We start from the raw sequence: 24,821 nt of genomic DNA, 5'->3' as shown, positions 1-24,821 counted from the left end.
CGGATGGGGGTCGGACGCCGGGCTGTCACCACACGGACATGCCGACGCACCCGGCTACTGCCGCTGCGAGATGCCGTTCATGCACCATTCGCCGTTGGTCACGCCGAGCACCACATCGACCGGGAGGTCCTGCGTCTGGCCCTGCGCGCTCAGCGTGAGGTCGACCGGCGCCAGCGCCTGGGTGTCCAGGGACAGCTGCGGCGGGCCGGTCTGCTTGACGGCCTGGATCAGCTGCAGAGCCTGCGGTGGCAGTTGCGCGACCGGCTTGCCGTCGGGGCCGTGGCAGGAGACCTTCTCCAGCTCCCCGGGGTTCTTGCTGGACAGTGCCGCGACCGCCTCCGCGGCCTTGTCGTCCGGCTTGCCCGGACCGGCGAGGAAACCCGGCCAGACGAACGCGGCGAGCACGAACGCGGCGACCACCAGACCGCCGCCGAGCCCGAGGAGCAGGGCTTTCCTGCCCTCCTTCCGACCGGCGGCAGAGGCGCCCTGGACCTGGGTGTCCTCGGTCTCGGTGTGCTGCACCTCGGCGGACGGGGTCTGCCGCCTGGTGCCCTCACCGGCCCCGTCCTGGCTCTGGACCGGCGGCCGGTCCCGGCCGGAGCTCTCCTCGCCTGCGGACTGCTCGGGCTCGTGTGGATCGGTCATCGCGTATACCTCCCCCGGCGCCCCTGCGGGCGCCGGCGCCGCACATTGATGCGCCCCCACGGTGCCTCATGCTGCTGCCTGCTCGACACCGGGGCCCGCCCGGCGGCCCGGGGGCCTGGGACGTTTCGCCTGCACGCGCTCGACCTGCGCGGACCCCCGGCAAGGGGTCGCGAACGCTGAGCCGGCCGACGGGGACGACCGGTGAGCGCAGGACGATCCTCCCGACGACCCGGGCCGGGTGCTACAGGATCCCGGCGACGCGGGCGGCGTGCACCGCCCCGGTGCGGTTGCGCACGTTCAACTTGCGCATCGCCGTGCGCAGGTAGGCCTTGACGGTCTCCGGACTCAGGCCGAGCGCACCGGCGATCTCGACGTTGCTGGCGCCGACGGCGACGAGGCGCAGCGCGTCCAGTTCCCGCGGGGCGAGGAGGGTGGTGTCGCCCGCTGCGGGCTCGGGCCGCCCGCCGAGGTCGTGGTGAATGCGCGCGAGCCGCTCCCGGAGCGACGGGTCGGTGGTGCCACGGATCAGGGCGGCGAGGTCGTCGAGCGCGGACCGGGCCGGGGCGGGTGGCACCTTCCGCCGCTCCTCGGCTCGGAGCAGGTCGTCCGCCTCCCGCTGCATCTGGGCGACGATCAGGCCGGCGTTGCGCACCGCACGGTCCCCGATCGGCTGCGTGTCGCGCACCGCGCCGTACAGGACGGCGTGCACCGCACCCCGCACGACCACCGGCATGGCGAAGATCGAGGTCAGCCTCTCGTACCCGACCACGATGCGGTCGTACTCGTGGGTGATCGTGGTCGTGGAGGCGTAGTCGTTGACCCGGCACACCACGCCGCGGCTCAGCACGGTGCCTCCGAGACCTCGCCCGGGGTGCACGGCGAGATCCCGCAACGAGTCGCCGAAGGTGCCGGCGACCCGCGTGATGACCAGCTCCCGCCCGTTGCTCCCCGGCCTGGTCGTACCCCCGAAGACGACAGGCACCCCGCTCACCCGCTGCAGAATCCCGAGTCGTTCGGGAAGAAGCTTGTCCACCACGGTGCGCGCCGCGACGTCGTCGTCCACAGGGCCTCCCTCGGTCCCGCCGGTTACCGCGTCCAACGACCGATCGGGCCAATGGTGTCGCGGGTCATACCGGCGGCCGAACGGAACTCACCTCCGCGGCGTGCCGGGCCCCGGCGGGTGGACGTCGGACCGCGGCCGCCGTCCCTCCTCGGACGCCATGTCGACGCCGCGAGTCTCCGCCAGGACGTAGGTGCAGACCAGCGAGATCACGCCGGTGAGTGCGAGCATCACACCGATCGCGATGCTGCCGAACGAGGCGGCCAGCCCGGGGGCGAGCAGCGGCGGGATCGCGCCGCCCAGCACCCCGGCGAGGTTGTAGCCCAGCCCCGCCCCGGTGTAGCGGTGCCGGGTCGTGAACAGCTCGGGCAGATAGGAGCCCGCCGGTCCGTACGAGATCGCGAAGATCACCAGGGTGACCGTCAGCCCGATCGCGAAGGCCACCGGGGTGCCGGTGTCGAGCACGGGGAACAGCACGAGCGCCCAGACGATGCCCAGCGCGGCGGATGTCATGATCAGGTTCCGCCGGCCGAACCGGTCCGACAGCACACCCGCCATCGCGATCGCGATACCGAACACGACGGACGCACCGACGCCGATGGCGAGGACGACGGGGCGGGACAGGGCCGCGCCGCCGGGATTGGTGCCGTAGCTGGTCAGGTAGGCGGTGCCCATGTAGAAGAACGCGAACAGCATCGTGAGCGCGCCGGCCGAGAGCAGGATCTCCCGTGGCTGGCTGCGGACCGCCTCCAGGAACGGCAGCCGCTTGGGCCGGTCGAGCGGCGCCTGCGCCTGCTCGGCCCGGAACGCGGGGGTCTCCTCGATGCTCAGCCGCACGTACAACCCGACACCGACGAGCAGGATCGACAGCAGGAACGGAATGCGCCAGCCGTAGGTGAGGAACGCGTCGTCGCTGTCGCCCATGACGAGTCCGGTGATCAGGAACGTGGCGCTGGACAGACCGAACGCGATGGCTGGGCCGAGCTGCGGGAACATTCCGTAGCGGCCGCGCTGGCCTGCGGGCGCGTACTCCGCGGTGAGCAGCGTCGCCCCGGCCCACTCCCCGCCCACGGCGAAGCCCTGCGCGAAGCGCAGCGCGACGAGGATGATCGGTGCGGCCACTCCGATGGTGCCGGCACCGGGCAGCAGGCCGATGAGCACCGTCGCGGTGCCCATGAGCAGCAGCGTCGAGATCAGCGTCCGCTTGCGGCCGATCCGGTCGCCGTAGTGGCCGAACACGATCGCGCCGACGGGTCGCGCGAAGAACGCGACCGCGAACGTGGCGAAGGACGCCACGGTCCCCGCGGCCGTGCCGAGCGCCGGGAAGAACACCTTCGGGAAGACCAGCGCGGCGGCGGTGCCGTAGATGAAGAAGTCGTAGAACTCGATGGTCGTGCCGACGCAGCTCGCCATCGCGACACGACGGATGGGCACGGCCCTCGGCTCCGAGATGGACATGTGGTGATGGCTCCTGTTCGTCCGGATGTCCGACGGGAAGGAGGGAAGGATGCGGTGCAGGCGTCGACGGTCGCTACGCACGAAAGTGGGCATCGACACGGCCGCCGGCTGCACCGGGGCCGCGAACCCGGTCGCCGAGCGACGCGGGGCGCGGGACGCGGGGGCGGCCCCTGCCCGCGATGACGAGCGGCAGCACACGTTCCGGATATCGGAACCGGCCCGCCATCCCCGTACACCCGTGCGGGGGTAGCGGCGGCCGTCGCGCAAGAAGCCACCCGATCGAGTGGTGTACGGCGACTGCGCCGGGCGCGAAGTGATCTCCGATACGCCTGGTTACGGCCCGGCCGCCCGCTGATCCCGCCTCCTACAGCATCTGAGTGATGAACTGCACACAACGACGCCGGAGCGCCACGACGCGCGACCCGCTCGCACCCCACCTGGAGCAACTCGACGCTCTCGGCATCGTTCGCCGACAAACCACCACCACACACCGCCCCTGGCGAGTCACGCCGAGGGCAGCCGAGAGGACCGTCGATGCCGGCTCACCGCCGTTCGTCTGCGCCCGTGGCCTTCGGGCACCGCGACATGGGGCGCCGCCGCTTCCTGGGCTACCTGTTCGCCGCGCCGACGCTCGCCGTCGGCGTGAAGCTCGGGATCGACCTCGCCGGGGGCGACACCGCCTCCGCCGCGATCCCCGCGCCGCCGCAACCCGCCGACCTCTACGACCTGAGCGACGCCCTGACCGACGCCGCTCGCCCGACGGCGAACCTGATCACGGTCGTCGTCAACGAGGACGGCACCGTCTCCTTCGACCTGCCGCGCGCCGAGGTCGGCCAGGGCATCACTACCTCGATCGCGATGATCATCGCGGAGGAGATGGACGTCCCGCTGGACAAGGTGAAGATCACCCTGGCCGACGCCCGGCCCGAACTGGTGTTCAACCAGCTCACCGGCGGCTCGAACACCATCCACGCGATGTACACGCCGATCCGGGTCGCCGCGGCGATCGCCAAGGGCGCGCTCCTCGACGCCGCCGCCGCGATCCTTCAGGAGAACCGCGAGCGTCTCACCAGCAGGGAGGGGCTGATCACCGGGCCCGCCGGCACGGTGCTGTCCTACGGCGAGCTGGCCAAGGCCGCCGCGGCGACCGAGACCCGCATGGTCGAGGCGCCCCCGCTCAAGCCCGCGTCCGAGTTCAAGATCGTCGGCACCCCGCAGAACCGCCTCGACGCCTACGACGCCGTCACGGGACGCAAGCAGTTCGCGATGGACCTCGACGTCCCGGGCGCGACCCCGACCATGGTCGCCCGCCCGCCGTCGATCGGCGGCACCGTCGAGGGCATCCGCAACGAGGACGAGGTCCGCAACATGCCGGGCGTCGTCGACATCGCGACGATCCGCACCGGTGTCGCGGTCGCCGCCGAGACCTTCGGTCAGTGCATCGACGCCGTGCGGGCGCTCGACATCGAATGGGGCCCCGGCCTCGTCGACGGCGAGTCCGACGACACGATCATCGAGAAGCTGCGCGCGGCCGCCATCCCGCTGCCCCCGGGGCTGCCCGGCGCCAAGGTCATCGAGACCGACTTCACCTTCGCCTTCCGCAGCGGCAGCCCGCTGGAGACCAACGGCGCCGTGGCCGACGTGCGCGACGGCAAGGCCGAGATCTGGTACGGCGCCAAGGTCCCGATCACCGCACAGGCCGAGATCGCCCTGCTGCTGGGGATCCCCCAGACCGCGGTCACCCTCCACGTCGTGCAGAGCGGCGGTTCCTTCGGGCGCCACCTGTTCCCGGACGCCGCGCTCGAGGCGGCCGAGGCGTCGCAGAAGATGGGCCGCCCCGTCAAGCTGATGTGGCACCGCACCGACGACGCCCGCCACGGCCGCACGCACCCGATGACCACGGTGAGCATCCGGACCTCCTACAACGACGACGCGGTGCTGGCCTACCACCAGCACCACACCAGCGTGGAGACCGACACCCAGCACGGCCTCGGCGAGGCGATCAGCGCGCAGGCGACGAAGCTGCCCCCGGGCAACTACTCCGTGGCGCAGTCGCTCTTCCTGCTGACCGCGAAGACGTCCTACAACTTCGGCGTCACCAACCAGCTGCTCCACGAGATCCCGCTGCAGTTCCCCACGAGCAGCGTGCGCAACGTGTACTCGCCGGACGTCCGGCTCGCCCAGGAGCTGGTCGTCGACCAGCTGGCCAACGCGATGGGGCAGGACCGCTACGAGTTCCGCCGCGCCTATGCCAAGACCGACCACCTGCGCAAGGTGCTGGACAAGGTCGCGGAGATGGGCGACTGGGGCCGGTCGGTGCCGGACGGCGTCGGATACGGGATCGCCGTGCACGACGAGTACAAGATGATCATGGCCTGCATGGCCGAGGTCGACGCCCGGCCGGAGACGGTCAACCGGCCGATCCGCAACGGCAAGACCGGCCCGCGCGTGACCAAGGTCTGGTACGCCGCGATCCCGGGCAGCGTCGTGGTCAACCCGCGCGGCATGGAGGCCCAGCTGATGGGCGGCATCACCGACGCCGTCGGACTCGTGTTCACCGCCGGCCTGCACATCAAGGACGGCATCCCGCTCGAGGGCAGCTGGGACGACTACTTCTACACCCGGCAGTGGAACGTGCCGGAGGAGATCAACATCGAGATCCTCGAACCGGACCCGACCCTCGAGGTCCCGGGCGCCGGCGAGGCCGGTGTCGCCGCCGCGTGCGGCGCCATCGCGTCGGCCTATGCCGCGGCCATCGGCGAGATCCCGAAGTTCTTCCCCATCCTCCATGACGAGCTGGGCTTCGAGCCCAAGCCGCTGGTGCCGCCGATTCCCGAGTCGCCGACCAACGGCCTCGACTTCACCTTCTGAGGGAGCCTCCCGTGCCGAACCACTCTTTCAAGCTGAACGGCCAGCAGGTCGACGTCGACGTCGAGGACGACGTCCGCATGCTCTGGGTGCTGCGCGACAAGCTCGGCGTGCGCGGGCCCAAGTACGGCTGCGGCATCAATGTCTGCAAGGCCTGCACCAGCCACATCAACGGCAAGGCGTTCAACCCGTGCGCCGTGCCGGTGTCCGAGATCGAGCCGGACGACGAGATCACCACGATCGAGGGCCTCGCCGACTCCGAGGGCAAGAAGCTGCACCCGATGCAGGAGGCCTGGCTGGAGTACGACGTCGCGCAGTGCGGCTACTGCCAGCCCGGGCAGATCATGGCCGCGGTCGCCAAGGTCCGGCAGGTGCAGTCGGAGGGTCGCGAGATCACCGACGAGGACCTCGACGAGATCCGCAACATCTGCCGCTGCGGCACCTACATGCGCATCCGGGAGGCCATCAAGGCCGGCGCGGAGAAGATGTAGTCGCTCGAGGTGGACGGGGGCGGGATCGGGCTGTGCCGGTCCCGCCCCCGTGCTGTGCGCGAGGTGGTTCCGCTCACGGCGTGATCGCGCGCCGTCGGCACGTCCGAAGCCATCGCGCGTCCCGGTGGATCGCGGCGCACGCCGACTCGCCGCCGCGCTGCTCGGCCCCGGCTGACGAGAAGGATCGGCTCACCGCACCCCGACCGGCGCAGCGAGCGCGGAATGGCGCTCGCCCGCCAGATCATGCCCGCACGAGTCGTGGTCTTGCCCTCGCTCACCCCCTGCGGGATTGTGGGTGCGCATGTGACAGGTAAAACCCGGCTGAAGGGATGCCATGATCAAGGTCAGCGTGCTGTATCCGCGCGATGAGAGCGCCAAGTTCGACATGGACTACTACCTGGGCCAGCACATCCCGATGGTTCAGGAGAAGCTGGGCGCGGCGCTCAAAGGCGTTTCGGTCGAGCAGGGTGTGGCAGGCGGGACGCCAGACGCACCGCCGGCCTTCGTCGCGATGGGCCATCTGCTGTTCGACTCGCCGGAGGCGTTCCAGGAGTCCTTCGGGCCGCACGCCGAGCAGATCATGGGCGACATCCCGAACTACACGTCGATCCAGCCGACGATCCAGATCAGCGACGTGAAGATGTAGAGCCGGGCCGCGCGAGGGCGATCGGGGCTCGCTGATCGGCGCGACGGTGTCCGCGTGGCCGGCCGGGAAAGGCCCGACGGCGGGAACTTGCGCCGCATCTCGATGCGCTCGCCGACCTGGTCGGACGCCTCGGGGTGGCGCTGGACGCGCTGGAGCGGGCCCGGCCGGCCGCGAGGACCGTACCGGCGCCGCCGCGGCGGCCATGCTCGCCGAGGTGTTCGGGCCTACTGCCGAACGGCTGACGTACGGCGATGCAGCGTAAGCCGCTGAGCAGGGCAGACGGGCCCGGTCAGACGTTGAAGCGGAACTCCGCGACGTCCCCGTCGGCCATCACGTAGTCCTTGCCCTCCATGCGCACCTTGCCGGCGGCCTTGGCGGCGTTCATCGACCCGGCCGCGACCAGGTCGTCGTAGGACACGATCTCGGCCTTGATGAAGCCGCGCTCGAAGTCGGTGTGGATCACCCCGGCGGCCTGCGGGGCCGTGGCGCCCTTCTTGATCGTCCACGCCCGGGCCTCCTTGGGGCCGGCCGTGAGGTAGGTCTGCAACCCGAGGGTGTGGAACCCGGCGCGGGCCAGCGCGTTGAGGCCCGGCTCGTCCTGCCCGATCGACTCCAGCAGCTCGGCGGCCGACTCGTCGTCGAGCTCCAGGAGCTCGGACTCGACCTTCGCGTCGAGGAACACCGCGTCGGCCGGGGCCACCATGTCGGCCAGCTCCTTGCGGCGCGCCTCGTCGGTGAGGACGCCCTCGTCGGCGTTGAACACGTAGAGGAACGGCTTGGTGGTCAGCAGCGAGAGCTCCCGAAGCGGGGCGCGGTCGACCCCCGCAGCGAACAGGGTGGTGCCACCGTTGAGGATCTCCTGCGCAGCCTCGGCCGCCTCGAGGACCGGACGCCGGTCCTTCTGCATCCGCGCTTCCTTCTGCAGCCGCGGAACCGCCTTCTCCAGGGTCTGCAGGTCGGCCAGGATCAGCTCGGTCGCGATCGTCTCGATGTCGGCGGAGGGGTCGACGCGACCCTCGACGTGCACGACGTCGGGGTCGTCGAACACGCGCACGACCTGGCAGATCGCGTCGGACTCACGAATGTTGGCCAGGAACTTGTTGCCCAGGCCCGCGCCCTCGGAGGCGCCCTTCACGATGCCCGCGATGTCGACGAACGAGACCGTCGCGGGCAGGGTCCGGGCCGATCCGAAGATCTCCGCCAGCTTCTCCAACCGCGGGTCGGGCAGCGGCACCACCCCGACGTTCGGCTCGATCGTCGCGAACGGGTAGTTCGCCGCCAGCACGTCGTTCCGGGTCAGCGCGTTGAACAGGGTCGACTTGCCCACGTTGGGCAGGCCGACGATGCCGAGGGTGAGACTCACGAGAGTTCAGGGTAGTCGCGGTCGGCGGGGCGCCGACGGCGCCGCCCACCGAGGCAGGATCATGTCTGAACTGTTCGGATCGACGATCGCGGGGCATCCTGAGCTGTGACGACATTCGCCGACCGCCACCTGCTGCTCCTGCGCCGCGCCGCGCGCCGGCCGGAACGGATCGGGACGTTCATCCCGACCTCCCCCGCGATGGCTACTGAGCTCAGCCGGGTGCTGCCCAGCACCGGCAGTCCGACCGTGGTCGAGATCGGCGCGGGTACCGGCGCGCTGTGCCCCTCGATCCGCCGCCGGCTCGATCCTGCCGCCCGCTACCTCGCCGTCGAGGTGGACCCGCCGCTCGTCGCACACCTGCGCGCGACCCTGCCCTGGCTCGAGGTGCTGGAGGGCGACGCGGCCGATCTCGGTCGGCTGCTCGCGGGCGCGGGGGCCGGCCCGGTGGACGCCGTGGTGTCCTCGCTGCCGTTCACGCTGCTGCCGGCCGATCAGCGGCGGCGGGTGATCGAAGAGGTCACCCGGGTCCTGCGGCCGTCCGGGGTGTTCACCACGGTCTGCTACGTGCCAGGACTGCCCCGCCGAATGCGGGAGTTCCGGCAGTTGCTCGACGAGTCCTTCGACGAGGTGCTGACCACGGCGACGGTGATGCGCAACGTTCCCCCGGCCCGGACGTTCGTGTGCCGCCGGCCCAGGCCGACCACATGAGAACGCCCTCATCGGACTCTCACGGCCCCGCCATACCCGGCGGCGAGCGTGGGGGGCATGACCCCTGCGCTGCACCCGGCCCCGGATCGGGCCGCTGCCAGATGGCCCGAACCGCTGGGCCTGCTCCTCGGCCCGGGCGCCGCTGATCTGCTGCAGGTCGCACTCGACGGTTACGGCGGCCGGTTGCTGTCGGTGCGCGTCACGAACGTCGGGGTGCAGCCCGGGGGGAGCGCCGTCGTGCAGTACGCGGCCGACGTGGAGCGGGCGGACGGCCGTCGCACCCGGGAGACCGTCGCCGCGACAACCGGCACGCGCATCCCGGCCGGGGCGGCGGTGCTCGCCGGTGAGGTCGACGGCGCACCGGTGCAGGTCGGGCTGTGGCGGTGGCCGCAGGACCCGGCGCTGCCCGGCCTCGCCTGGGCCGAGCGACCGGCCGAGCTGGGGCGGCGGCTCGGGCTCCCGACGTCCCTCGGATCCGGGTGCGGGCCTACCGCCCGGGGCGGCGCGCGGTGCTCGAGGTGCACACCCGCGACACCCGGGTCTTCCTCAAGATCGTGCGCCCGGGTGCGCTCGACGCGCTGCGCCGCCGCCACGACCTGCTGGCCGGGCACCTCCCGGTCCCGCCGGTGCTGGCCGCGTTCGACGACGGGATCGTGGTGCTGCCCGCGCTGGCCGGCACACCGCTGCGGGCCGTACTCGTCGAGGGCGGCCCGCTGCCCTCCCCCGGCGCTCTCGATGCACTGCTCGACCGGCTCCCGCCCGCCGTCGCCGAGCTGCCGCACCCGGGCCGGCACGCCCCGGCGGACCACCTCGCCCGGGTGCCGCACTTCGCCGCCGTGCTCGGGCTGACGGTGCCCGGGCTGCGGCCTCGGGTCGACCGGCTGGCCGCGGACCTGCGCGCCGCCGACCCGGGCGAGCACCCGGTGGGGCCCGTGCACGGCAACTTCTACGAGTCCCAGCTGCTGGTCGACGACGGCACGATCACCGGGCTGCTCGACGTCGACACCTGCGGACGGGGCACGCGCATCGACGAGTGGGCGACGCTGGTGGCCCACCTGGCGGTGCTGGCGGGGGACCGCGCGCGGGACCACGGCGCCGCGGTGCTGGCGTTCGCCGAGGCCCGCTGGCCGCGCCGGGAGCTGTCCGTGCGGGTGGCCGCCGCCCTACTGGCGCTGGCCACCGGGCCGTTCCGGGTGCAGCAGCACGCCTGGGCCGCCCACACCGAGCGACGCGTCGAGCAGGCGCAGGACTGGCTCGCGCGGCGCTGAGTCCCAGTGGGCCCGTCGATGAGAAGGCGCTCATCCCGCTCTCCCGATCACCTCACCGGCGCCCGGAAATCTGGTTCCCGTCAGCAGGCAACCACCACGAGGAGGAGCAGCACGATGCAGCGTCCCGCCACCTGGAAGATCATCACCGTCGGCGCCGCCCTGAGCGGACTCGGTCTGGCCGGCGCCGGGGTCGCGTTCGCCGACAGCGGCCCCGGCGCCGCCACCGACATCGCGCCGATCAGCGTCAGCAGCGCCGATCCCGGCAGCGCCCCGGCACAGTCCGGCGCCGTCGATCTCTCGCCGGAATCAGCGGACTCGCCCCTGGAGAGCGTCGACGACTCCGTGGACTCGCCGTTCGACAGCCCGGACGACGCGTCCCCCGACGACACCCCCGGCGACTCGCCGGACGACATCCCCGGCGACGACTGAGGCCGCGCTCCGACCCCACGCCGTGGGTCGACATCGGACTCCCCGGGCACCCGCCCGGGGAGTCCGGTGTCGTTGAGTGACCGAATCGTCCCTTCCGTCACTCAATGGCATGGACGGACACCTGGCCGGTTAACGCCGTCCGGCCCGTCCCGATGGTCCACATGGAGTGACGAACGAGTCCGATGAGGAAGGGGGGAACGCCCGTGCGGTTCCCGAGGCCCCGGCTGCTGGCCACCGGCGCGGTCCTGGGCGCCCTGTCCGTGTCGGCCGCGACGGCCGCGACGCTGACCGGAGCGGCCGGGGAGGGCGAGGTCGCACTGCCGGGGTTCGAACCTCCCCCGGCCGCGTCGGGTGTTCCGATGACCCCGCCGACGCCGGTCGCGGCGAGCTCGGCCGACCCGATGGCGCCGGTCACGGGTGGCCAGATCGCCGCGCTCGCCGTCGGTTCCGCCCAGAACCGGGCGACCGCCCTCATCGAGGCCCAGCGACAGGCGGCGGCCGAGCAGGAGAAGGCCGTCGCGCAGCGCGAGACCTCCACCCGGCCGCGCTCGGAGGAACCGCGGGCGCAGGGTTACCAGGAGCAGCGGCGCGAGGACGTCCGCAACAGGATCCGCGAGGCCTGCAGCCGTGGCTACCTGGACGGGCCGATCTGCCGGGCGGGCTGAGCCCTCGCCGCCGACCACCTCGATGGGTGTCAGGGCAGCTCGTCGAGCCGGTAGCCCATCCCCCGCACCGTCACGATCCGCTCCGCGCCGAGCTTGCGCCGCAGGTAGCGGACGTAGACGTCGACCACGTTGGATCCGGGGTCGACGTCGTAGCCCCACACGTGGCTGAGCAACTGCTCGCGGGAGAGCACCTGCCCGGGGTGCCGCAGGAACGTCTCGGCCAGCGCGAACTCCCGCGCCGAGAGGTCGACCGTCCGCCCGCCGACCCCCGCCTGCCGCGTCCGCAGGTCGAGTTGCAGACCGCCGTGGGACAGCACGGTCAGCTCCGCCGACCGGTCGGTGGCCAGCCGCAGCCGGACCCGCGCGAGGAGCTCCTCGAAGCGGAACGGTTTGGGCATGTAGTCGTCGGCGCCGCCCTCGAGCCCGGCCACCGTGTCCTGCACGCTGTCACGCGCCGTCAGGATGATCACGGGGATGGTGCACCGGTTGTCGCGGAGCTTGCGCAGCACCGCGAACCCGTCCATCCCGGGCAGCCCGATGTCGAGCACCATCAGGTCGAAGCCACCGGTGACGGCGTAGTCGTGGGCCGACGGCCCGTTGCTCACCACGGTCACCGCGAACCCGTTGGCGGACAGGCCCTTCTCGACGAACGCGGCGATCCGCGGCTCGTCCTCTGCGATCAGGATCCGGCTCATTCCTCGAGTTCTTCCGGGTCGGCCGGCACGGCGGGCAGCACCAGCGTGAACGTCGCGCCGCGGCCGGGCACGCTGTCGAGCAGCACCCGCCCCCCGTGCGCCTCGGCGATCGCGGTAACGATCGCCAGTCCGAGCCCGGCGCCGTCGGAGCGCGGGCCGGAGCTGCCGCGCGCGAACCGCTCGAACACCCGGTCCCGGTCCTCCGGCGCCACCCCCGGCCCGCTGTCGGACACCCAGAACCGCAGCTCCCCGCCGGTCAGCTGGGAGCCGATCGCGATCCGGTCGTCGACCCCGGTGTGCCGGCAGGCGTTGTCGGCGAGCGCGATCAGCGCCTGGGTGACGCGCTGCGGGTCGAGCACGGCGTCGATGTTCGCCGCGGTCTCCAGCACCCATCGCCGATCACCGAGGGCGGACAGCTTGTCCAGGATGTCGGCGGTCAGCGCGGCGACGTCGACGGGTGCCGGGTGCAGGAACGTCGGTTGCCCGGACCGCGCGAGCAGCAGCAGGTCCGACACCATCCGGTTCATCCGGTCCAGCTCGTCGTCGACGAGCGCGACGGTGGCCCGCACGTCGTCGGCGTCCGCCGGGTCGAGGACCTCGAGGTGACCGCGCACGATCGTGACCGGGGTGCGCAGCTCGTGGCCGGCGTCGTCGACGAACCGGCGCTGCGCGGCAACGCCGTTCTCCACCCGGTCGAGCATCGCGTTGACCGTGCCGACCAACTCGCCGAGCTCGTCGGGGCCGGCGCGCCCGGCGCGGTCCGCGGGGATCCGGCCGGACAGGTCGGTCTCGGTGATCGTGCGGGCGGTGGCGGCGACGGCCCGCAGCGGGCGCAGGATGCGACCCGCCACGACCCATGCCGCGGCCGCCGCGGCGAGCATGGTGATACCCCCGACCAGCAGCATCAGCCGGGCCGCCTCATCGGCCGCCTGGCGCTCCTGGTCGGCGAAGTACGCAACGACGAGGACGCCGCGGGCCGGATCACCGGCGAGCGTGACGGGAACCGCGAGGTAGCGGACCTCGCCGACCGCGCTGGCGTAGCGACCGGAGGCCGGCTCGACGACGCCACCGGCCAGTTCGGTGAACCGGGCGTCGTCCTTGAGCAGCACCGGGGCCTGCTGCCGGCTCTGGTAGCGGAACGTCCCGTCCACGTAGCCGAGGATCTTCTCGTTGGGGCGCGCCAGGTTGTAGGTGATACCGAAGTTCAGCACCTCGTCCACGGAGGCGAAGGGCAGCCCGCTGGTCGGGTTGATGCCCGATGCGGTGAGCCGCCCGAACTCGCCCACCTCGGTCTGCAGCGACGTGTCCATCCGCTCGTCGGTGGCCTGGATCAGCAACCGCCACGTGACGAGCGTGACGACGGCGAGCGCGGCCAGCACGAGCAGCAGGACCCACCCGATGATCCGGGTGCGCGCCGCGGAGACCCGGCGCAGCCCACGCCGCCACGACGCACGGGGACCGCCTGTCGTCCCGGCACCGCCGGCCTGCGCGCTCATCGGCGTCCTCGGGGTGGGTCGCGGACGGGTTCGCCCGCGATGATCGCCGAGATCGGCGTCGCGCGCTGGAGCCGGGTCGCCGGGCTCAGCCGTCGTCATCGTCGTCATCGTCGGGGTCGTCCGCGTCGTCGTCCGCGTCGTCGTCATCCGGCCCGTCGCCGAGCGGTGGCGGTGGCACGAAACCCGCGGCCGGCGGGTCGGGGGCCGGCACGGGGCCCGGCGGCGCCGAGCCGGGCGTCCGCACCGTGATCGGGGTCAGGGCGGGCCCGCTCTCGGCGGGTGCCGAGCGCAGCGCCACGACGCCCAGCACCACACCGGTGACGAGCAGCACCGCGGTCGCGACGAGCAGCGGGAGACGCACCCGGCCGAGCGTCCCCGTCATCGGTGGCGCCCCGATGAGAAGCACATGAGACCCCTCTCATCCCCATCCCCGTGTCGGCGTCGGGCCGCAGCGGGTGCCGTGCTGTCTGATTCCCGCCAGATCGACGGCGCGGACGGGTGGCAGCATCGTCGTCGTGCTGCTGGACCAGGATCGTTGTTACCGCGCCGTCGCCTCCCGCGACGCTCGCTTCGACGGGCTGTTCATCACCGCCGTGCGCACCACCCGCATCTACTGCCGGCCCTCGTGCCCGGCGACGACCCCCAAGCCGGCGAACGTGGAGTTCTTCCCGACCGCCGGGGCCGCCCAGCAGCGCGGCTACCGGGCCTGCCGGCGCTGCCTGCCCGACGCCGTCCCGGGTTCCCCGGACTGGAACAGCCGCGCCGATCTGGCCGCCCGCGCGATGCGGTTGATCAGCGACGGCGTCGTCGAGCGCGACGGGGTCGCCGGGCTCGCCGATCGGCTGGGCTACTCCGAGCGGCATCTGAACCGCGTGCTGACCGCGGAACTCGGGGCCGGGCCGCTCGCGCTGGCCCGGGCACACCGGGCACACACGGCCCGGCTGCTCATCGAGACCACCCCGCTCGCGATGGCCGACGTCGCGTTCGCCGCCGGGTTCGCCAGCGTGCGGCAGTTCAACGACACCGTGCGCGGGGTGTACGGGGTGCCGCCGACGGCGCTGCGCACCGCCGCGGCTCGTCACCGTGGCACCGTCCCCGCGGTGGCCGGGACGCTGGTGCTGCGGCTGCCCTACCGCCCCCCGTTCGACGCCGCCGGGCTGCTGGCGCACTTCGCGGACCGGGCACTCGACGGGGTCGAGTCCGTTGTGGATGGAACCTACCGGCGCACGCTGCGGCTGCCGCACAACGCCGCGACGGTTGCGCTCACCCCGGGCGACGGGTACGTCGCCGCCACGCTGCGCATGGCCGACCCGCGGGACCTCGGCCCGGCGGTCGCGCGACTGCGCCGGTTGCTGGACCTGGACGCCGACCCCGTGGCGGTCGACGAGGTGCTCGGTGCGGATCCGGCCCTCGCCGCGTCGGTGGCGGCCGTGCCGGGGATCCGGCTGGCGGGCGCGGTCGACGGTGCGGAGCAGGCACTGCGCGCGGTCCTGGGGCAGCAGGTCTCGGTGGCCGGGGCGCGCACGACGACCGCCCGGCTGGCCGCCGCGCTGGGCGAGCGACTGCCCGACGGGCTCGCCGCTGGTGGTCCGGACCTGCTGTTCCCCACCGCGTCGTCGATCGCCGAGCGGGGTGCCGAGGTGCTGACCGGCCCCACCCGGCGGACGGCCTCGGTGGTCGGACTGGCCGCGGCGATCGCCGACGGGTCGCTCGTCCTCGACCCGGGCCGCGATCCCGACGAGCTACGCGCCGCGCTCATCGCGCTGCCCGGCATCGGCCCGTGGACCGCCGGCTACCTGTCCATGCGCCTGCTCGGCGCACCCGACGAACTGCTGCCCACCGATCTCGCCGTCCGCCGCGGCGCCGGGGCGCTCGGCCTGCCGTCCGATGTGGATGGGCTGAGCCGGCACGCGGCGCGCTGGCGCCCCTGGCGGTCCTATGCCGCCACCCACCTGTGGCGGGCCGCCGCCACAGCCCCACGAACCCGGAGAAGCGCATGACCATCACGGCGACCTGGTCCACCCTGGACACCCCGATCGGCCCGTTCACCGCCGTCGTCGCGGACGACGGGGCCGTCCTCGCGTCGGGTTGGACGTCCGAACTGGATGCCCTGCTGCCACTGGTGCACCCGTCCCTGCGGCCCTCGGCCCTGACGCCGGCCACGGAGCTCGGAGCGGTCGGCGAAACGATCACGCGGTACCACGACGGTGATCTGTCCGCTGTGGACGAGGTGCGGGTCCGGCAGCGATCGGGCGAGTTCCTGGAGCACGCCTGGGAGGTGTTGCGCGCGGTGCCGGCCGGCAACCCGGTCACCTACACCGAGTACGCCGCGAAGGCCGGCCGCCCGGCGGCGGTCCGCGCCGCCGCGTCGGCCTGCGCCCGCAACGCGGCAGCGCTGTTCGTGCCATGCCACCGCGTGCTGCGCTCGGACGGCTCCCTGGGTGGTTTCCGCTGGGGCCTCGAGGTGAAGCACTGGCTGCTGGCCCACGAGTCCCCAACCCGCTGATCAAGGGGAGAAGGGCGCTCCTGGAGATCGATTGACCCCCTTCTCCCCTTGATCGCGCGGATGGGAGGGGATCGCGGGGAGAGGGTGGGTACCGGGATCGATCGTGTGTTCGACCGCCCGCCGAGGGCTGGGCGCCACTGGCCGTACACCGGCCGAGCGCCGGGCGCGGCGGTGCGGAACTGTCGGGCGGCCGGTGCACAGTGTCCGTGTGGATCTCGTGACGGCGGTGAACGTGCTGCTCATCGGCCTGCTCATCGGGCTGGCCCTGGGTGCCGGGGCCATGTGGCTCTTCGCCGGCTCGCGGCAGAAGCTGGCCATCGCCGAGGCGGCCCGCAGGGCTGCCGACGCCTCGGCCTCCGCGCGCGCCGAGGCGGCCGGCCTGCGCGCGGAGCGCACCGGGCTGCTGGAGCGCATCGAGGACCTCTCCGCGCAGGCGGAGCAGGTCGGCGAGCGGCTGCGCCGTGCCGAGTCCGAGGCCGCCGCCGCCGGTGCGGCGCTGCGCAGCGAGCGGGAGGCGAGCGCCGCCCGTGAGGAACTGCTCACCCGCCGCGACGAGGAGCTCAAGCAGGCCTTCCAGGCGCTGTCGGCCGATGCGCTGGCCCGCAACAACGAGCAGTTCGTCGCGCTCGCCGAGGGCCGTATCAAGGAGGCCACCGCGGCGCTGGCCGCCAAGGCCGACGGCGACGCCACGGCCCGCGCGCAGGCGATCGGCGCGATGCTGGACCCGATGACGGCGACGTTGCAGCGCGTCGAGGGCCAGCTGCGGACCGTGGAGAAGGAGCGGGAGTCCGCCTACGCGGGGCTGCGCGAGCAGGTCACCGCGATGCACCGCAGCTCGGAGCAACTGCAGAACGAGACGAAGCAGCTGGTCAACGCACTGCGCGCGCCGCAGGTCCGCGGCCGGTGGGGCGAGCTGCAGCTGGAACGCATCGTGCAGCTCGCCGGCATGGTCGAACACTGCGACTTCTCCACGCAGGTCACCGCGAGTGGCGAGGACGGCGTGATCCGTCCCGACATGATCGTGCACCTGGCCGGCGGCAAGCAGATCGTCGTCGACGCGAAGGTCCCGTTCGCCGCGTACCTGGAGGCCGTGGAGAGCCGCGACCCGCAGAGCCACGCGGACCGGCTCACCGCGCACGCCCGCCAGCTGCGCCAGCACGTCGACGCGCTCTCGGCCAAGGCCTACTGGGCGGCGTTCGAGCCGACACCCGAATTCGTCGTACTGTTCGTCCCGGGCGACCCGTTCCTCGAAGCGGCGCTGCAGTCCGACCCGTCGCTGCTGGAGCACGCGTTCTCCCGCAACGTCGTCGTCGCGACCCCGACCACGCTGATCGCGTTGCTGCGCACGGTGGCCTACAGCTGGCGGCAGGAGGCGCTGGCGCGCAACGCCGCACAGGTGCATCAGCTCGGCAAGGAGCTGCACAGCCGGCTCGCCACCATGGGCAATCACGTGGCCAAGCTCGGACGCAGTCTCGACACGGCGGTCGACAGCTACAACAAGACGGTGTCCTCGCTGGAGGCCCGGGTCCTCGTCACCGCGCGCAAGCTCACCGAGCTGAAGGTGACCGACGACGAGCTCGACGCGCCGAGCCAGGTCGAGCGGGCGCCCCGCACGATCGCCGCACCGGAGCTGGTCGCGTCGGCCGCCGACTCCTTGGTCGCGCTGCACGAACTGGGCCGCGAGCCCGCCCGTGAACCGGCCGCCGACGGCGGTCCGGAGCCAAGGGCTACCGTGAACGGGTGACCGTGGGTCGGGGGGCTGGCGCCGGGCCGAAGAGACAGCAGGCGTTCGCCGGGCAGTGGCCGGTCTCCGAACGGTCCGTGCTGAACACCGTGCTGGGCGTCCCACCGGTGGCGGCGGTCGGGGTGGCACTGGGCTTCACCGCCCTCGGGGTGTTGATCGACATCCTCCGCCTCGGCACCCTCGGCGTGATCTTCCAGATCTGCTACTTCGCAGGCTGCGTGCTCGCGGTGGCATGGGTGCGTCGGCGGAGCCTGTTCGGTCCGATGGTGCAGCCACCGCTGCTCATCGCCGTCGCCGTGCCCACGGTCGTGCTGCTCGTCGGCACTCCGGGGCCGGGGGCCGGCATCACCGAGAAACTGCTGGTGATCGGTGCACCGCTGATCAACGGCTTCCCGACGATGGCGGTCACCACCGGTGTCGCCGTGGCTCTCGGCGCGGCCCGGATCCTGCTGCAGCGTCCCGGCGACGCGGGCGCCCCGGCGTCGGGCCGACCGGGCCGGCGCCCGTCCGGCGGCGCAGGCCGGACCGGGCGCTCCGGCTCGGGTCGCGACGCGGGCAGCGCCCGCACGTCGGGTCGGGCGACCGGTGGGACCCGCGGCACCTCACGGAGCGGCGGCACCGGGGGGTCCCGCGGTGCCGGCGCCCGCGGGACGAGTGGCTCGACCCGCGACGCGGGCACCGAACGCGGACAGCCCGAGGCACGCGGCAGCGGTACCCGGGGCCGTGCCGGCGGGGCGGCTAGCGGCCGGCGCGGCTCGGACGCAGCTCGCGGGGCAGGGAGAACGTCAACGTCTCCTCGGCGGTACTGATCTCCTCGACGTCGGCCCAGCCCCGCTCGGCCAGGTAGTCGATGACCCCGCGCACGAGTACCTCGGGCACGGACGCGCCGCTGGTGAGCCCGATGGTCTCCACGCCGTCCAGCCAGGACTCGTCGATCTCACGGGCGAAGTCGATGAGGTGCGCCGCACCGGCCCCGGCCGACAGCGCGACCTCGACGAGCCGCACCGAGTTCGACGAGTTCCGGGAGCCGACCACGAGCACCAGGTCGCACTGCGGAGCCATCGCCTTCACCGCGACCTGGCGGTTCTGCGTGGCGTAGCAGATGTCGTCGCTCGGCGGGTTCTGCAGCGTCGGGAACCGCTCGCGCAGCGCACGCACCGTCTCCATCGTCTCGTCCACGCTGAGCGTGGTCTGCGACAGCCACACGACCTTCTCCGGGTCGCGCACCTCCACGGTCGCCACGTCCTCGGCGGTCTCGACGAGCTGGATGTGCTCCGGCGCCTCGCCCGCGGTGCCCTCGACCTCCTCGTGGCCGCGGTGGCCGACGAGCAGGATGTCGAAGTCCTCGCGAGCGAACCGCTTGGCCTCTTGGTGCACCTTGGTCACCAGCGGGCAGGTCGCGTCGATGGTGCGCAACTCGCGCTCGCGCGCCTGACCCCGCACGGCCGGCGACACGCCGTGCGCGGAGAACACGACCAGCGCCCCCTCCGGCACCTCGTCGGTCTCGTCGACGAAGATCGCGCCCCGCTCGGACAGGGTCTCCACGACGTGCCGGTTGTGGACGATCTGCTTGCGCACGTAAACCGGGGGGCCGTGCTGCTCCAGGGCCTGCTCGACGGCCTCCACGGCCCGGTCGACGCCGGCGCAGTAACCACGGGGCTTGGCCAGCAGGACGCGCTTGCGATGCGATCCGGACATGTCCGCCAGCGTACGTGCGCCGCGAGGCGGGGACCGCACGGACGTGATCGAGCTTGCGAGACCACCATCGGGCGAGGCACGAGCCTGCCGGGCACCGAGCCTGCGAGATCGCCATCACGCCCCGGACGTGCCGGAATCGTCCGCCCGCGAGTGCCGCGATCGGCGGGACAGGGAAGAATGCGCCCCATGAAGCCGCTACCGATGCCGGTGCGGATCGCCGCCGGCCTCCTCGCCACCGCCGTCGAGCAGGCCCGTGAGCTCCCCCGTCAGATCGTCGAGTTTCCGGTGACCGCAGTGAGCCAGGCCCTGCAGGCGTCGATGCGCATCCAGCAGAAGGTCACCGAGCTCGCCATCAAGGGCGACCGCGCCCTGTGCACGCTGCGCCCCGTCTCCGACGCGCCCAGCTGGGCGACCTTCGACGAGGACGAACCCGGCCCGGCGACCAACGGCATCAGCACCGTCACCGAGCTGCGTCGCCCCACACGGCCGGCCGATCCGATCGGCGAGCCGGAGGACGAGGAGCCGTCCGGCGGGACGGCCGTGGCCACCGCCGCCGGCGTCACGGCGCAGGCCGCCGCCGGGGACACCGCAGGCGCCGAGGACGACAGCGCCGGCGCCGGCGGGCCGCCCGCCGGCGGCCCGAACATCCTGCCCGGCTACGAGGACATGACGATCCCGCAGCTGCGCGCCCGGCTGCGCAAGCTCAGCGTCGACGACCTGCGCGTTCTGCTCGACTGGGAGACCGCGCACCGCAACCGCCCGCCGTTCGTGACGATGCTCGGCAACCGGATCACCACGGTCACCGAGGAGTGACGTCCCCGCCGACCTCCGAGGACACCCCCTGGCCGGTCCGCACCGTCGCCCGCAAGATCGCCGAGTGGGTCGACCGGCTCGGCGCGGTGTGGGTCGAGGGCCAGCTGGCGCAGGTCACCGCCCGGCCGGGCACCGGGACTGCCTTCCTGGTGCTGCGCGACCCGGCGGCCGACGTGTCCCTGCAGCTGACCGCACCCATCGGGCTGGTCCGCGAGGGTGGGCCCGCGGTCGCCGAGGGCAACCGAGTGATCGTCCACGGCAAGCCGTCGTTCTTCCTGGGCCGGGGGACGTTGAGCCTGCGGGTCGACCAGATCCGCGCGGTCGGCCTCGGCGAGCTACTGGCGCGCATCGAGCGGCTGCGCAAGCTGCTGGCAGCCGAGGGCCTGTTCGACCGGTCGCGCAAGCGCCGGCCGCCGTTCCTGCCCGGCTGCATCGGGCTGATCACCGGGCGGGCGTCGGCCGCCGAGCACGACGTCGTGTCCAACGCGACGGCACGCTGGCCGTCGGTCCGGTTCCGCATCGAGCACACCGCCACCCAGGGCGCGCTCGCGGTGCCGCAGATCCTCGACGCCCTGGGTGCCCTCGACCGTGACCCCGCCGTCGATGTGATCGTGCTGGCCCGTGGCGGGGGCAGCGTGGAGGATCTGCTCCCGTTCTCGGACGAGACGCTGTGCCGGGCGGTCTTCGCGTGCCGGACCCCGGTCGTCTCCGCGATCGGGCACGAGCCGGACACCCCGCTGGTCGACCACGTCGCCGACGTCCGGTGCTCCACACCGACCGAGGCGGGCCGCCGGCTGGTGCCCGACCTGGCCGAGGAGACCGCCCGCATCGCGGGGCTGCGCGACCGGGCACGGCGGGCGCTGTCGGGCTGGGTCGACCGGGAGCAGCGGCTGCTCGCCGCCCTGCGCGCCCGGCCCGCACTGGCCGACCCGCTGCGCGGGCTGGAGGCACGTCACGCCGAGGTCGAGCGGCTGGGCGCCGCGTCGCGGACGAGCCTGGAACGCGGCCTGGACCGGCGGGCGACGGAGATCGAGCACCTGCGGGCGCGGCTCACCACGCTCGGCCCGGCCGCGACGCTGGCCCGCGGCTACGCCGTGGTGCAGCGGGTTCCGGCGGGCGGGGCCGACGGTGGATCGGGAGTCGCGTGGCCGGTGCTGCGGTCGGTCGCCGACGCCCACGCCGGGGACCGGCTGCGGATCCGCGTCGTCGACGGGGCCGTCCCCGCCGCGGTCGTGGCCGAGGAGGATGCGGGGGCGGCGGAGCCGGCCGGCGCACCACGCAGGAAGAAGGCGAGCGGTTCATGAGCACGGCGGAACGACCCCCGGTCGACGGGCTCGACTACGAGCAGGCCCGGGACGAGCTGACCGAGGTGGTCCGCGCCCTCGAGGTGGGCGGGCTCAGCCTCGACGAGTCGGTCGCGCTGTGGGAGCGCGGCGAGGCGCTGGCGCGGCGCTGCGAGGACCAGCTCGCGGGCGCCCGCGACCGGGTCGAGAAGGTCCTGGGCAGCACCGACGCGCCCGACCCCACCGATCCCTAGATCGACGCCGGGCGACGGACGTCAGTTCGGGATGGTGCCGACGGGAAGCTGATCCCCGGTCAGGGTGGCGGTGGCCAGGGCGCGGAACTCGTCCTCGGTGCCGCTCCCGGTGATCAGCAACCGCACGGTCGGCTGACCCGGCGTGGCGATCTCGGTGACCCGGAACGGCTCGGTGCCGTCGGCGTCGTACTCGACCCAGGACCGGCCCCCGGCGTCGACGGTGCCGCGGCCCGGCAACGGCACACCGGCCTCCGTCGCCACCAGTGCCTCCTCCGCGGCATCGCTCTGCACGAGCCGCAGGTACCGACCCTCGGCGGTGATCCACCCCACGCGCACGATGCGGGCACCACCCTCGATCACGCTCCGGTCGGTGGAGTTCGCCCGCCAGCCCGGCGGGACCGCCGGGACGCGCACGGCGAACGGCACGTCGCGGGCGAAGTCCCGCAGTCGGGCAGCCGCGTCGACCGTCGGGCCGGCCTCGGAGGACACCATCGGTCCGCCCGGGCTGAAGCTGCACGACCGCACGGACCCGGCCATGACCAGCACGATCGGCACGAGCACGGCGAGCGCGATCAGCATGTCCCGCATGCTCAGCGCGGAGCGGGCCGGCTTGGTGGGCGGTGGCGGTGTGGTGGTGGGACTCGTCGGCCGGGGCTCGTCGGACGGCTGCGCACCGGTGGCCGGGTCGTGCTGCGGATCAGGGGTGGAACTCACGACCACCATGGTCTCAGTCGCTCTCGACACCGCGCGCGCCGGCGATCTGCGAGGATCGGACCGACTCCCCGCCGACCGGCGCCCGCCGGTCCGTGGGCCGCCTCGCCCGAACCGTCGGGTGGGGCCGACGAGCCGATGGAGGCGCCGATGAGCAACACCCAACGTGAGCGACGGCGTGAGGCGCCGGACCGCAACCTCGCGATGGAGTTGGTCCGCGTCACCGAGGCCGCCGCGATGGCCGCCGGCCGCTGGGTGGGCCGCGGCGACAAGAACGGCGGCGACGGCGCGGCCGTCGACGCGATGCGCCAGCTCATCCACACGGTGTCCATGCGCGGCGTGGTGGTCATCGGCGAGGGCGAGAAGGACGAGGCGCCGATGCTCTACAACGGCGAGGAGGTGGGCAACGGCGAGGGGCCCTGGTGCGACGTCGCGGTCGACCCGATCGACGGCACCACCTTGATGGCGAAGGGCATGCCCAACGCGCTCGCGGTGCTCGCGGTGGCCGAGCGGGGTGCGATGTTCGACCCGTCCGCGGTCTTCTACATGGAGAAGCTGGCCGTGGGGCCGGAGGCCGCCGACGCGATCGACATCACCGCGCCGGTCGCGGAGAACATCCGCCGGGTGGCGGCGGCCAAGCACACCGACGTCGCCGACGTGACGGTCTGCATCCTCGACCGGCCACGCCACGAGTCGATCGTCAAGGAGGTCCGGTCCACCGGAGCGCGGATCCACTTCATCTCCGACGGCGACGTGGCCGGCGCCATCTCGGCGGCCCGCCCGAACACCGGCGTCGACCTTCTCTACGGCATCGGCGGCACCCCGGAGGGGATCATCGCCGCGGCAGCGCTCAAGTGCATGGGTGGCGCGATCCAGGGCAGACTGTGGCCGACCGACGATACCGAGCGGGAGCGGGCGCTGGACGCCGGGCACGACCTGGACCGGGTGCTGACCACCGATGACCTGGTCCGCGGGGACAACGTGTTCTTCTGCGCGACCGGCGTGACCGACGGCGACCTGCTGCGCGGTGTCCACTACCGCACCGGCGGCTGCACCACGCAGTCGATCGTCATGCGGTCCAAGTCGGGCACCGTCCGCATGATCGACGGTTACCACCGGTTGACGAAGCTGCGCGAGTACTCCTCGGTCGACTTCGACGTGCCCGGCGACGCGCTGGACTCGGGAGAGGCCAGCGCGCCGCCGCTGCCCTGAGCCCCGCAGCCGGACAGGCCTGCAGCCGTGACGGAACCGTGAGAGTCTGCTCACCCGAACGGGTGGTGACCGGCGTTCCGACTGTCCCGATCCCCACCTGAGATACACGGAGAGTGCTCGTCCAGCTGCGGACGGGCGGTGTCACGGGGGGTGAGCCATGCGCGTGCTGCGCATTCTGGGATTGGTCGTGATCTCGGCGGTGACCGGGGTTCTCAGCGGCACGGCGGCGGAGGCAGCGCCGACCGCCGCGGCGATCGTGGCGGCGGAGGCGCTGCCCTCCGGGGCGGTCACCGGACGCGCCGGCCCGGCGCCGGCCCCCATGGCCGCACCTGCCCTGACCGCCCCGGTCGTCTCGCGGGTCGCCGGCACCCCGTGCCGATCGACGGCCCGGGCCTGCATCGAGCTGTCGTCCAACCGCGCCTGGCTCATCAGCAACGGCATCGTGCAGTACGGCCCGGTCCCGATCACACACGGCCGGGAGGGCTGGCGGACTCCGCCCGGCACCTTCGCCGTGACCTTCAAGAGCCTGAACCACCGCAGTAGCCTGTTCAACGACGCTCCGATGCCGTACTCGGTGTTCTTCAACGGCGGCATCGCGTTCCACCAGGGCAGCCTCACCCAGGAGTCGCACGGCTGCATCCACCTGTCGCGGACGGCCGCCCGGACGTTCTTCACGGCGCTGAACGGGGGCGACGTGGTCCAGGTCGTGACCTGACAGGTCGAGCCGGCGCTTCCCGGGCCCTACCCGGCGGCCGGCGCGGGGTAGGGCCCTACCCCGCGCCGGACTCACCGCAGGTCCCCCCACCGG

The 24,821-nt window shown here is 73.0% G+C and carries 25 protein-coding genes; 16 read left to right on the top strand and 9 right to left on the bottom strand.

All coding sequences use genetic code 11. From position 1 onward, the window contains the following. Positions 1-54: 54 nt before the first annotated feature. From HF519_RS08175 to HF519_RS08165, 3 genes are all read right to left on the bottom strand, one after another. The gene (locus tag HF519_RS08175; protein ID WP_169411768.1) at positions 55-645 is read right to left on the bottom strand and encodes a hypothetical protein; all 591 of its coding nucleotides are present in this window, start codon (positions 643-645) and stop codon (positions 55-57) included. Between the two features lie 241 nt (positions 646-886). Beyond that, positions 887-1,708, bottom strand: a complete 822-nt coding sequence (locus HF519_RS32745; protein WP_169411763.1) for a helix-turn-helix transcriptional regulator — start codon at positions 1,706-1,708, stop codon at positions 887-889. Between the two features lie 87 nt (positions 1,709-1,795). After that, complete coding sequence (locus HF519_RS08165) at positions 1,796-3,163, bottom strand: MFS transporter (protein ID WP_169411759.1); 1,368 nt, start codon at positions 3,161-3,163, stop codon at positions 1,796-1,798. Positions 3,164-3,727: 564 nt separating this feature from the next. Here HF519_RS08165 and HF519_RS08160 point away from each other — a divergent pair. The 3 genes from HF519_RS08160 to HF519_RS08150 all read left to right on the top strand — a co-directional run bounded on the left by HF519_RS08160 (position 3,728) and on the right by HF519_RS08150 (position 7,168). Further along, entirely contained in the window at positions 3,728-6,034 is a 2,307-nt protein-coding gene (locus HF519_RS08160; protein ID WP_312859972.1) for a molybdopterin cofactor-binding domain-containing protein, read from the top strand. Positions 6,035-6,045: 11 nt separating this feature from the next. Further along, the gene (locus tag HF519_RS08155) at positions 6,046-6,522 is read left to right on the top strand and encodes a (2Fe-2S)-binding protein (protein ID WP_169411750.1); all 477 of its coding nucleotides are present in this window, start codon (positions 6,046-6,048) and stop codon (positions 6,520-6,522) included. Between the two features lie 334 nt (positions 6,523-6,856). Beyond that, positions 6,857-7,168, top strand: a complete 312-nt coding sequence (locus HF519_RS08150) for an EthD family reductase (protein ID WP_169411745.1) — start codon at positions 6,857-6,859, stop codon at positions 7,166-7,168. A 289-nt stretch (positions 7,169-7,457) separates the two neighbouring features. On the opposite strand, the gene ychF is transcribed toward HF519_RS08150, so the two are convergent. Further along, positions 7,458-8,531 (bottom strand): redox-regulated ATPase YchF, encoded by a 1,074-nt coding sequence (gene ychF, locus HF519_RS08145; protein WP_169411740.1) that lies wholly within the window; start codon positions 8,529-8,531, stop codon positions 7,458-7,460. A 105-nt stretch (positions 8,532-8,636) separates the two neighbouring features. Between ychF and HF519_RS08140 the strand changes: the two genes are divergently transcribed. The 4 genes from HF519_RS08140 to HF519_RS08125 all read left to right on the top strand — a co-directional run bounded on the left by HF519_RS08140 (position 8,637) and on the right by HF519_RS08125 (position 11,601). Beyond that, positions 8,637-9,239 carry a class I SAM-dependent methyltransferase gene (locus tag HF519_RS08140; protein ID WP_312859971.1) on the top strand — a complete coding sequence of 201 codons (603 nt, stop codon included), beginning with the start codon at positions 8,637-8,639 and terminating at the stop codon, positions 9,237-9,239. A 479-nt stretch (positions 9,240-9,718) separates the two neighbouring features. After that, positions 9,719-10,507 (top strand): aminoglycoside phosphotransferase/kinase family protein, encoded by a 789-nt coding sequence (locus HF519_RS08135; protein WP_246242811.1) that lies wholly within the window; start codon positions 9,719-9,721, stop codon positions 10,505-10,507. Positions 10,508-10,621: 114 nt separating this feature from the next. Then, positions 10,622-10,936 carry a hypothetical protein gene (locus HF519_RS08130; RefSeq protein ID WP_169411734.1) on the top strand — a complete coding sequence of 105 codons (315 nt, stop codon included), beginning with the start codon at positions 10,622-10,624 and terminating at the stop codon, positions 10,934-10,936. A gap of 203 nt (positions 10,937-11,139) precedes the next feature. After that, positions 11,140-11,601: a hypothetical protein gene (locus HF519_RS08125; RefSeq protein ID WP_169411730.1), complete on the top strand. Its 462-nt coding sequence runs from the start codon at positions 11,140-11,142 to the stop codon at positions 11,599-11,601. Between the two features lie 29 nt (positions 11,602-11,630). Here the strand turns inward: HF519_RS08125 and HF519_RS08120 are convergent, their stop codons facing one another. The 3 genes from HF519_RS08120 to HF519_RS08110 form a co-directional block, all read right to left on the bottom strand. Continuing rightward, on the bottom strand, positions 11,631-12,296 hold the full coding sequence (locus HF519_RS08120; RefSeq protein ID WP_169411728.1) for a response regulator transcription factor: 666 nt from the start codon (positions 12,294-12,296) through the stop codon (positions 11,631-11,633). Continuing rightward, a complete protein-coding gene (locus tag HF519_RS08115; RefSeq protein WP_169411726.1) occupies positions 12,293-13,792 on the bottom strand; it encodes a sensor histidine kinase in 1,500 nt (499 codons plus the stop codon). Before HF519_RS08115 ends, HF519_RS08120 begins: the two co-directional genes overlap by 4 nt. 85 nt (positions 13,793-13,877) lie before the next feature. Further along, entirely contained in the window at positions 13,878-14,174 is a 297-nt protein-coding gene (locus tag HF519_RS08110) for a hypothetical protein (RefSeq protein ID WP_169411724.1), read from the bottom strand. A 133-nt stretch (positions 14,175-14,307) separates the two neighbouring features. Here HF519_RS08110 and HF519_RS08105 point away from each other — a divergent pair, with 133 nt between their 5' ends. The 4 genes from HF519_RS08105 (at position 14,308) to HF519_RS08090 (ending at position 18,851) form a co-directional block, all read left to right on the top strand. Further along, the gene (locus tag HF519_RS08105) at positions 14,308-15,792 is read left to right on the top strand and encodes an AlkA N-terminal domain-containing protein (RefSeq protein ID WP_169411722.1); all 1,485 of its coding nucleotides are present in this window, start codon (positions 14,308-14,310) and stop codon (positions 15,790-15,792) included. Continuing rightward, positions 15,789-16,298, top strand: coding sequence for a methylated-DNA--[protein]-cysteine S-methyltransferase (locus HF519_RS08100; protein WP_169411720.1), 510 nt, complete (start codon positions 15,789-15,791; stop codon positions 16,296-16,298). The genes HF519_RS08105 and HF519_RS08100 overlap by 4 nt, the downstream gene beginning before the upstream one ends. 208 nt (positions 16,299-16,506) lie before the next feature. Then, on the top strand, positions 16,507-18,042 hold the full coding sequence (locus HF519_RS08095; protein WP_312859970.1) for a DNA recombination protein RmuC: 1,536 nt from the start codon (positions 16,507-16,509) through the stop codon (positions 18,040-18,042). Beyond that, positions 18,039-18,851, top strand: coding sequence for a DUF6542 domain-containing protein (locus HF519_RS08090; RefSeq protein WP_169411718.1), 813 nt, complete (start codon positions 18,039-18,041; stop codon positions 18,849-18,851). Before HF519_RS08095 ends, HF519_RS08090 begins: the two co-directional genes overlap by 4 nt. On the opposite strand, the gene HF519_RS08085 is transcribed toward HF519_RS08090, so the two are convergent. Further along, positions 18,781-19,740 (bottom strand): 4-hydroxy-3-methylbut-2-enyl diphosphate reductase, encoded by a 960-nt coding sequence (locus HF519_RS08085; protein WP_169411716.1) that lies wholly within the window; start codon positions 19,738-19,740, stop codon positions 18,781-18,783. The two genes, HF519_RS08090 and HF519_RS08085, sit on opposite strands and share 71 nt — an antisense overlap. 186 nt (positions 19,741-19,926) lie before the next feature. Between HF519_RS08085 and HF519_RS08080 the strand changes: the two genes are divergently transcribed. From HF519_RS08080 to HF519_RS08070, 3 genes are read left to right on the top strand one after another with little or no spacing between them, the layout of a single operon-like run. Further along, positions 19,927-20,553, top strand: coding sequence for a lipid droplet-associated protein (locus tag HF519_RS08080; protein ID WP_169411714.1), 627 nt, complete (start codon positions 19,927-19,929; stop codon positions 20,551-20,553). Then, positions 20,550-21,857 carry an exodeoxyribonuclease VII large subunit gene (xseA, locus tag HF519_RS08075; protein WP_169411712.1) on the top strand — a complete coding sequence of 436 codons (1,308 nt, stop codon included), beginning with the start codon at positions 20,550-20,552 and terminating at the stop codon, positions 21,855-21,857. Before HF519_RS08080 ends, xseA begins: the two co-directional genes overlap by 4 nt. Then, on the top strand, positions 21,854-22,090 hold the full coding sequence (locus HF519_RS08070) for an exodeoxyribonuclease VII small subunit (RefSeq protein ID WP_169411710.1): 237 nt from the start codon (positions 21,854-21,856) through the stop codon (positions 22,088-22,090). The genes xseA and HF519_RS08070 overlap by 4 nt, the downstream gene beginning before the upstream one ends. A gap of 21 nt (positions 22,091-22,111) precedes the next feature. On the opposite strand, the gene HF519_RS08065 is transcribed toward HF519_RS08070, so the two are convergent. Further along, on the bottom strand, positions 22,112-22,804 hold the full coding sequence (locus HF519_RS08065; RefSeq protein WP_169411708.1) for a DUF4245 domain-containing protein: 693 nt from the start codon (positions 22,802-22,804) through the stop codon (positions 22,112-22,114). Positions 22,805-22,939: 135 nt separating this feature from the next. Here HF519_RS08065 and glpX point away from each other — a divergent pair, with 135 nt between their 5' ends. Further along, positions 22,940-24,013: a class II fructose-bisphosphatase gene (glpX, locus tag HF519_RS08060; protein WP_169411705.1), complete on the top strand. Its 1,074-nt coding sequence runs from the start codon at positions 22,940-22,942 to the stop codon at positions 24,011-24,013. A 163-nt stretch (positions 24,014-24,176) separates the two neighbouring features. Continuing rightward, positions 24,177-24,728: a L,D-transpeptidase gene (locus HF519_RS08055; RefSeq protein WP_312859969.1), complete on the top strand. Its 552-nt coding sequence runs from the start codon at positions 24,177-24,179 to the stop codon at positions 24,726-24,728. Positions 24,729-24,821: the final 93 nt, after the last annotated feature.

It is taken from the genome of Pseudonocardia bannensis (assembly GCF_012911875.1).
Classification (GTDB): domain Bacteria; phylum Actinomycetota; class Actinomycetes; order Mycobacteriales; family Pseudonocardiaceae; genus Pseudonocardia; species Pseudonocardia bannensis.
This window is presented reverse-complemented; position numbering and strand designations above follow the sequence as displayed.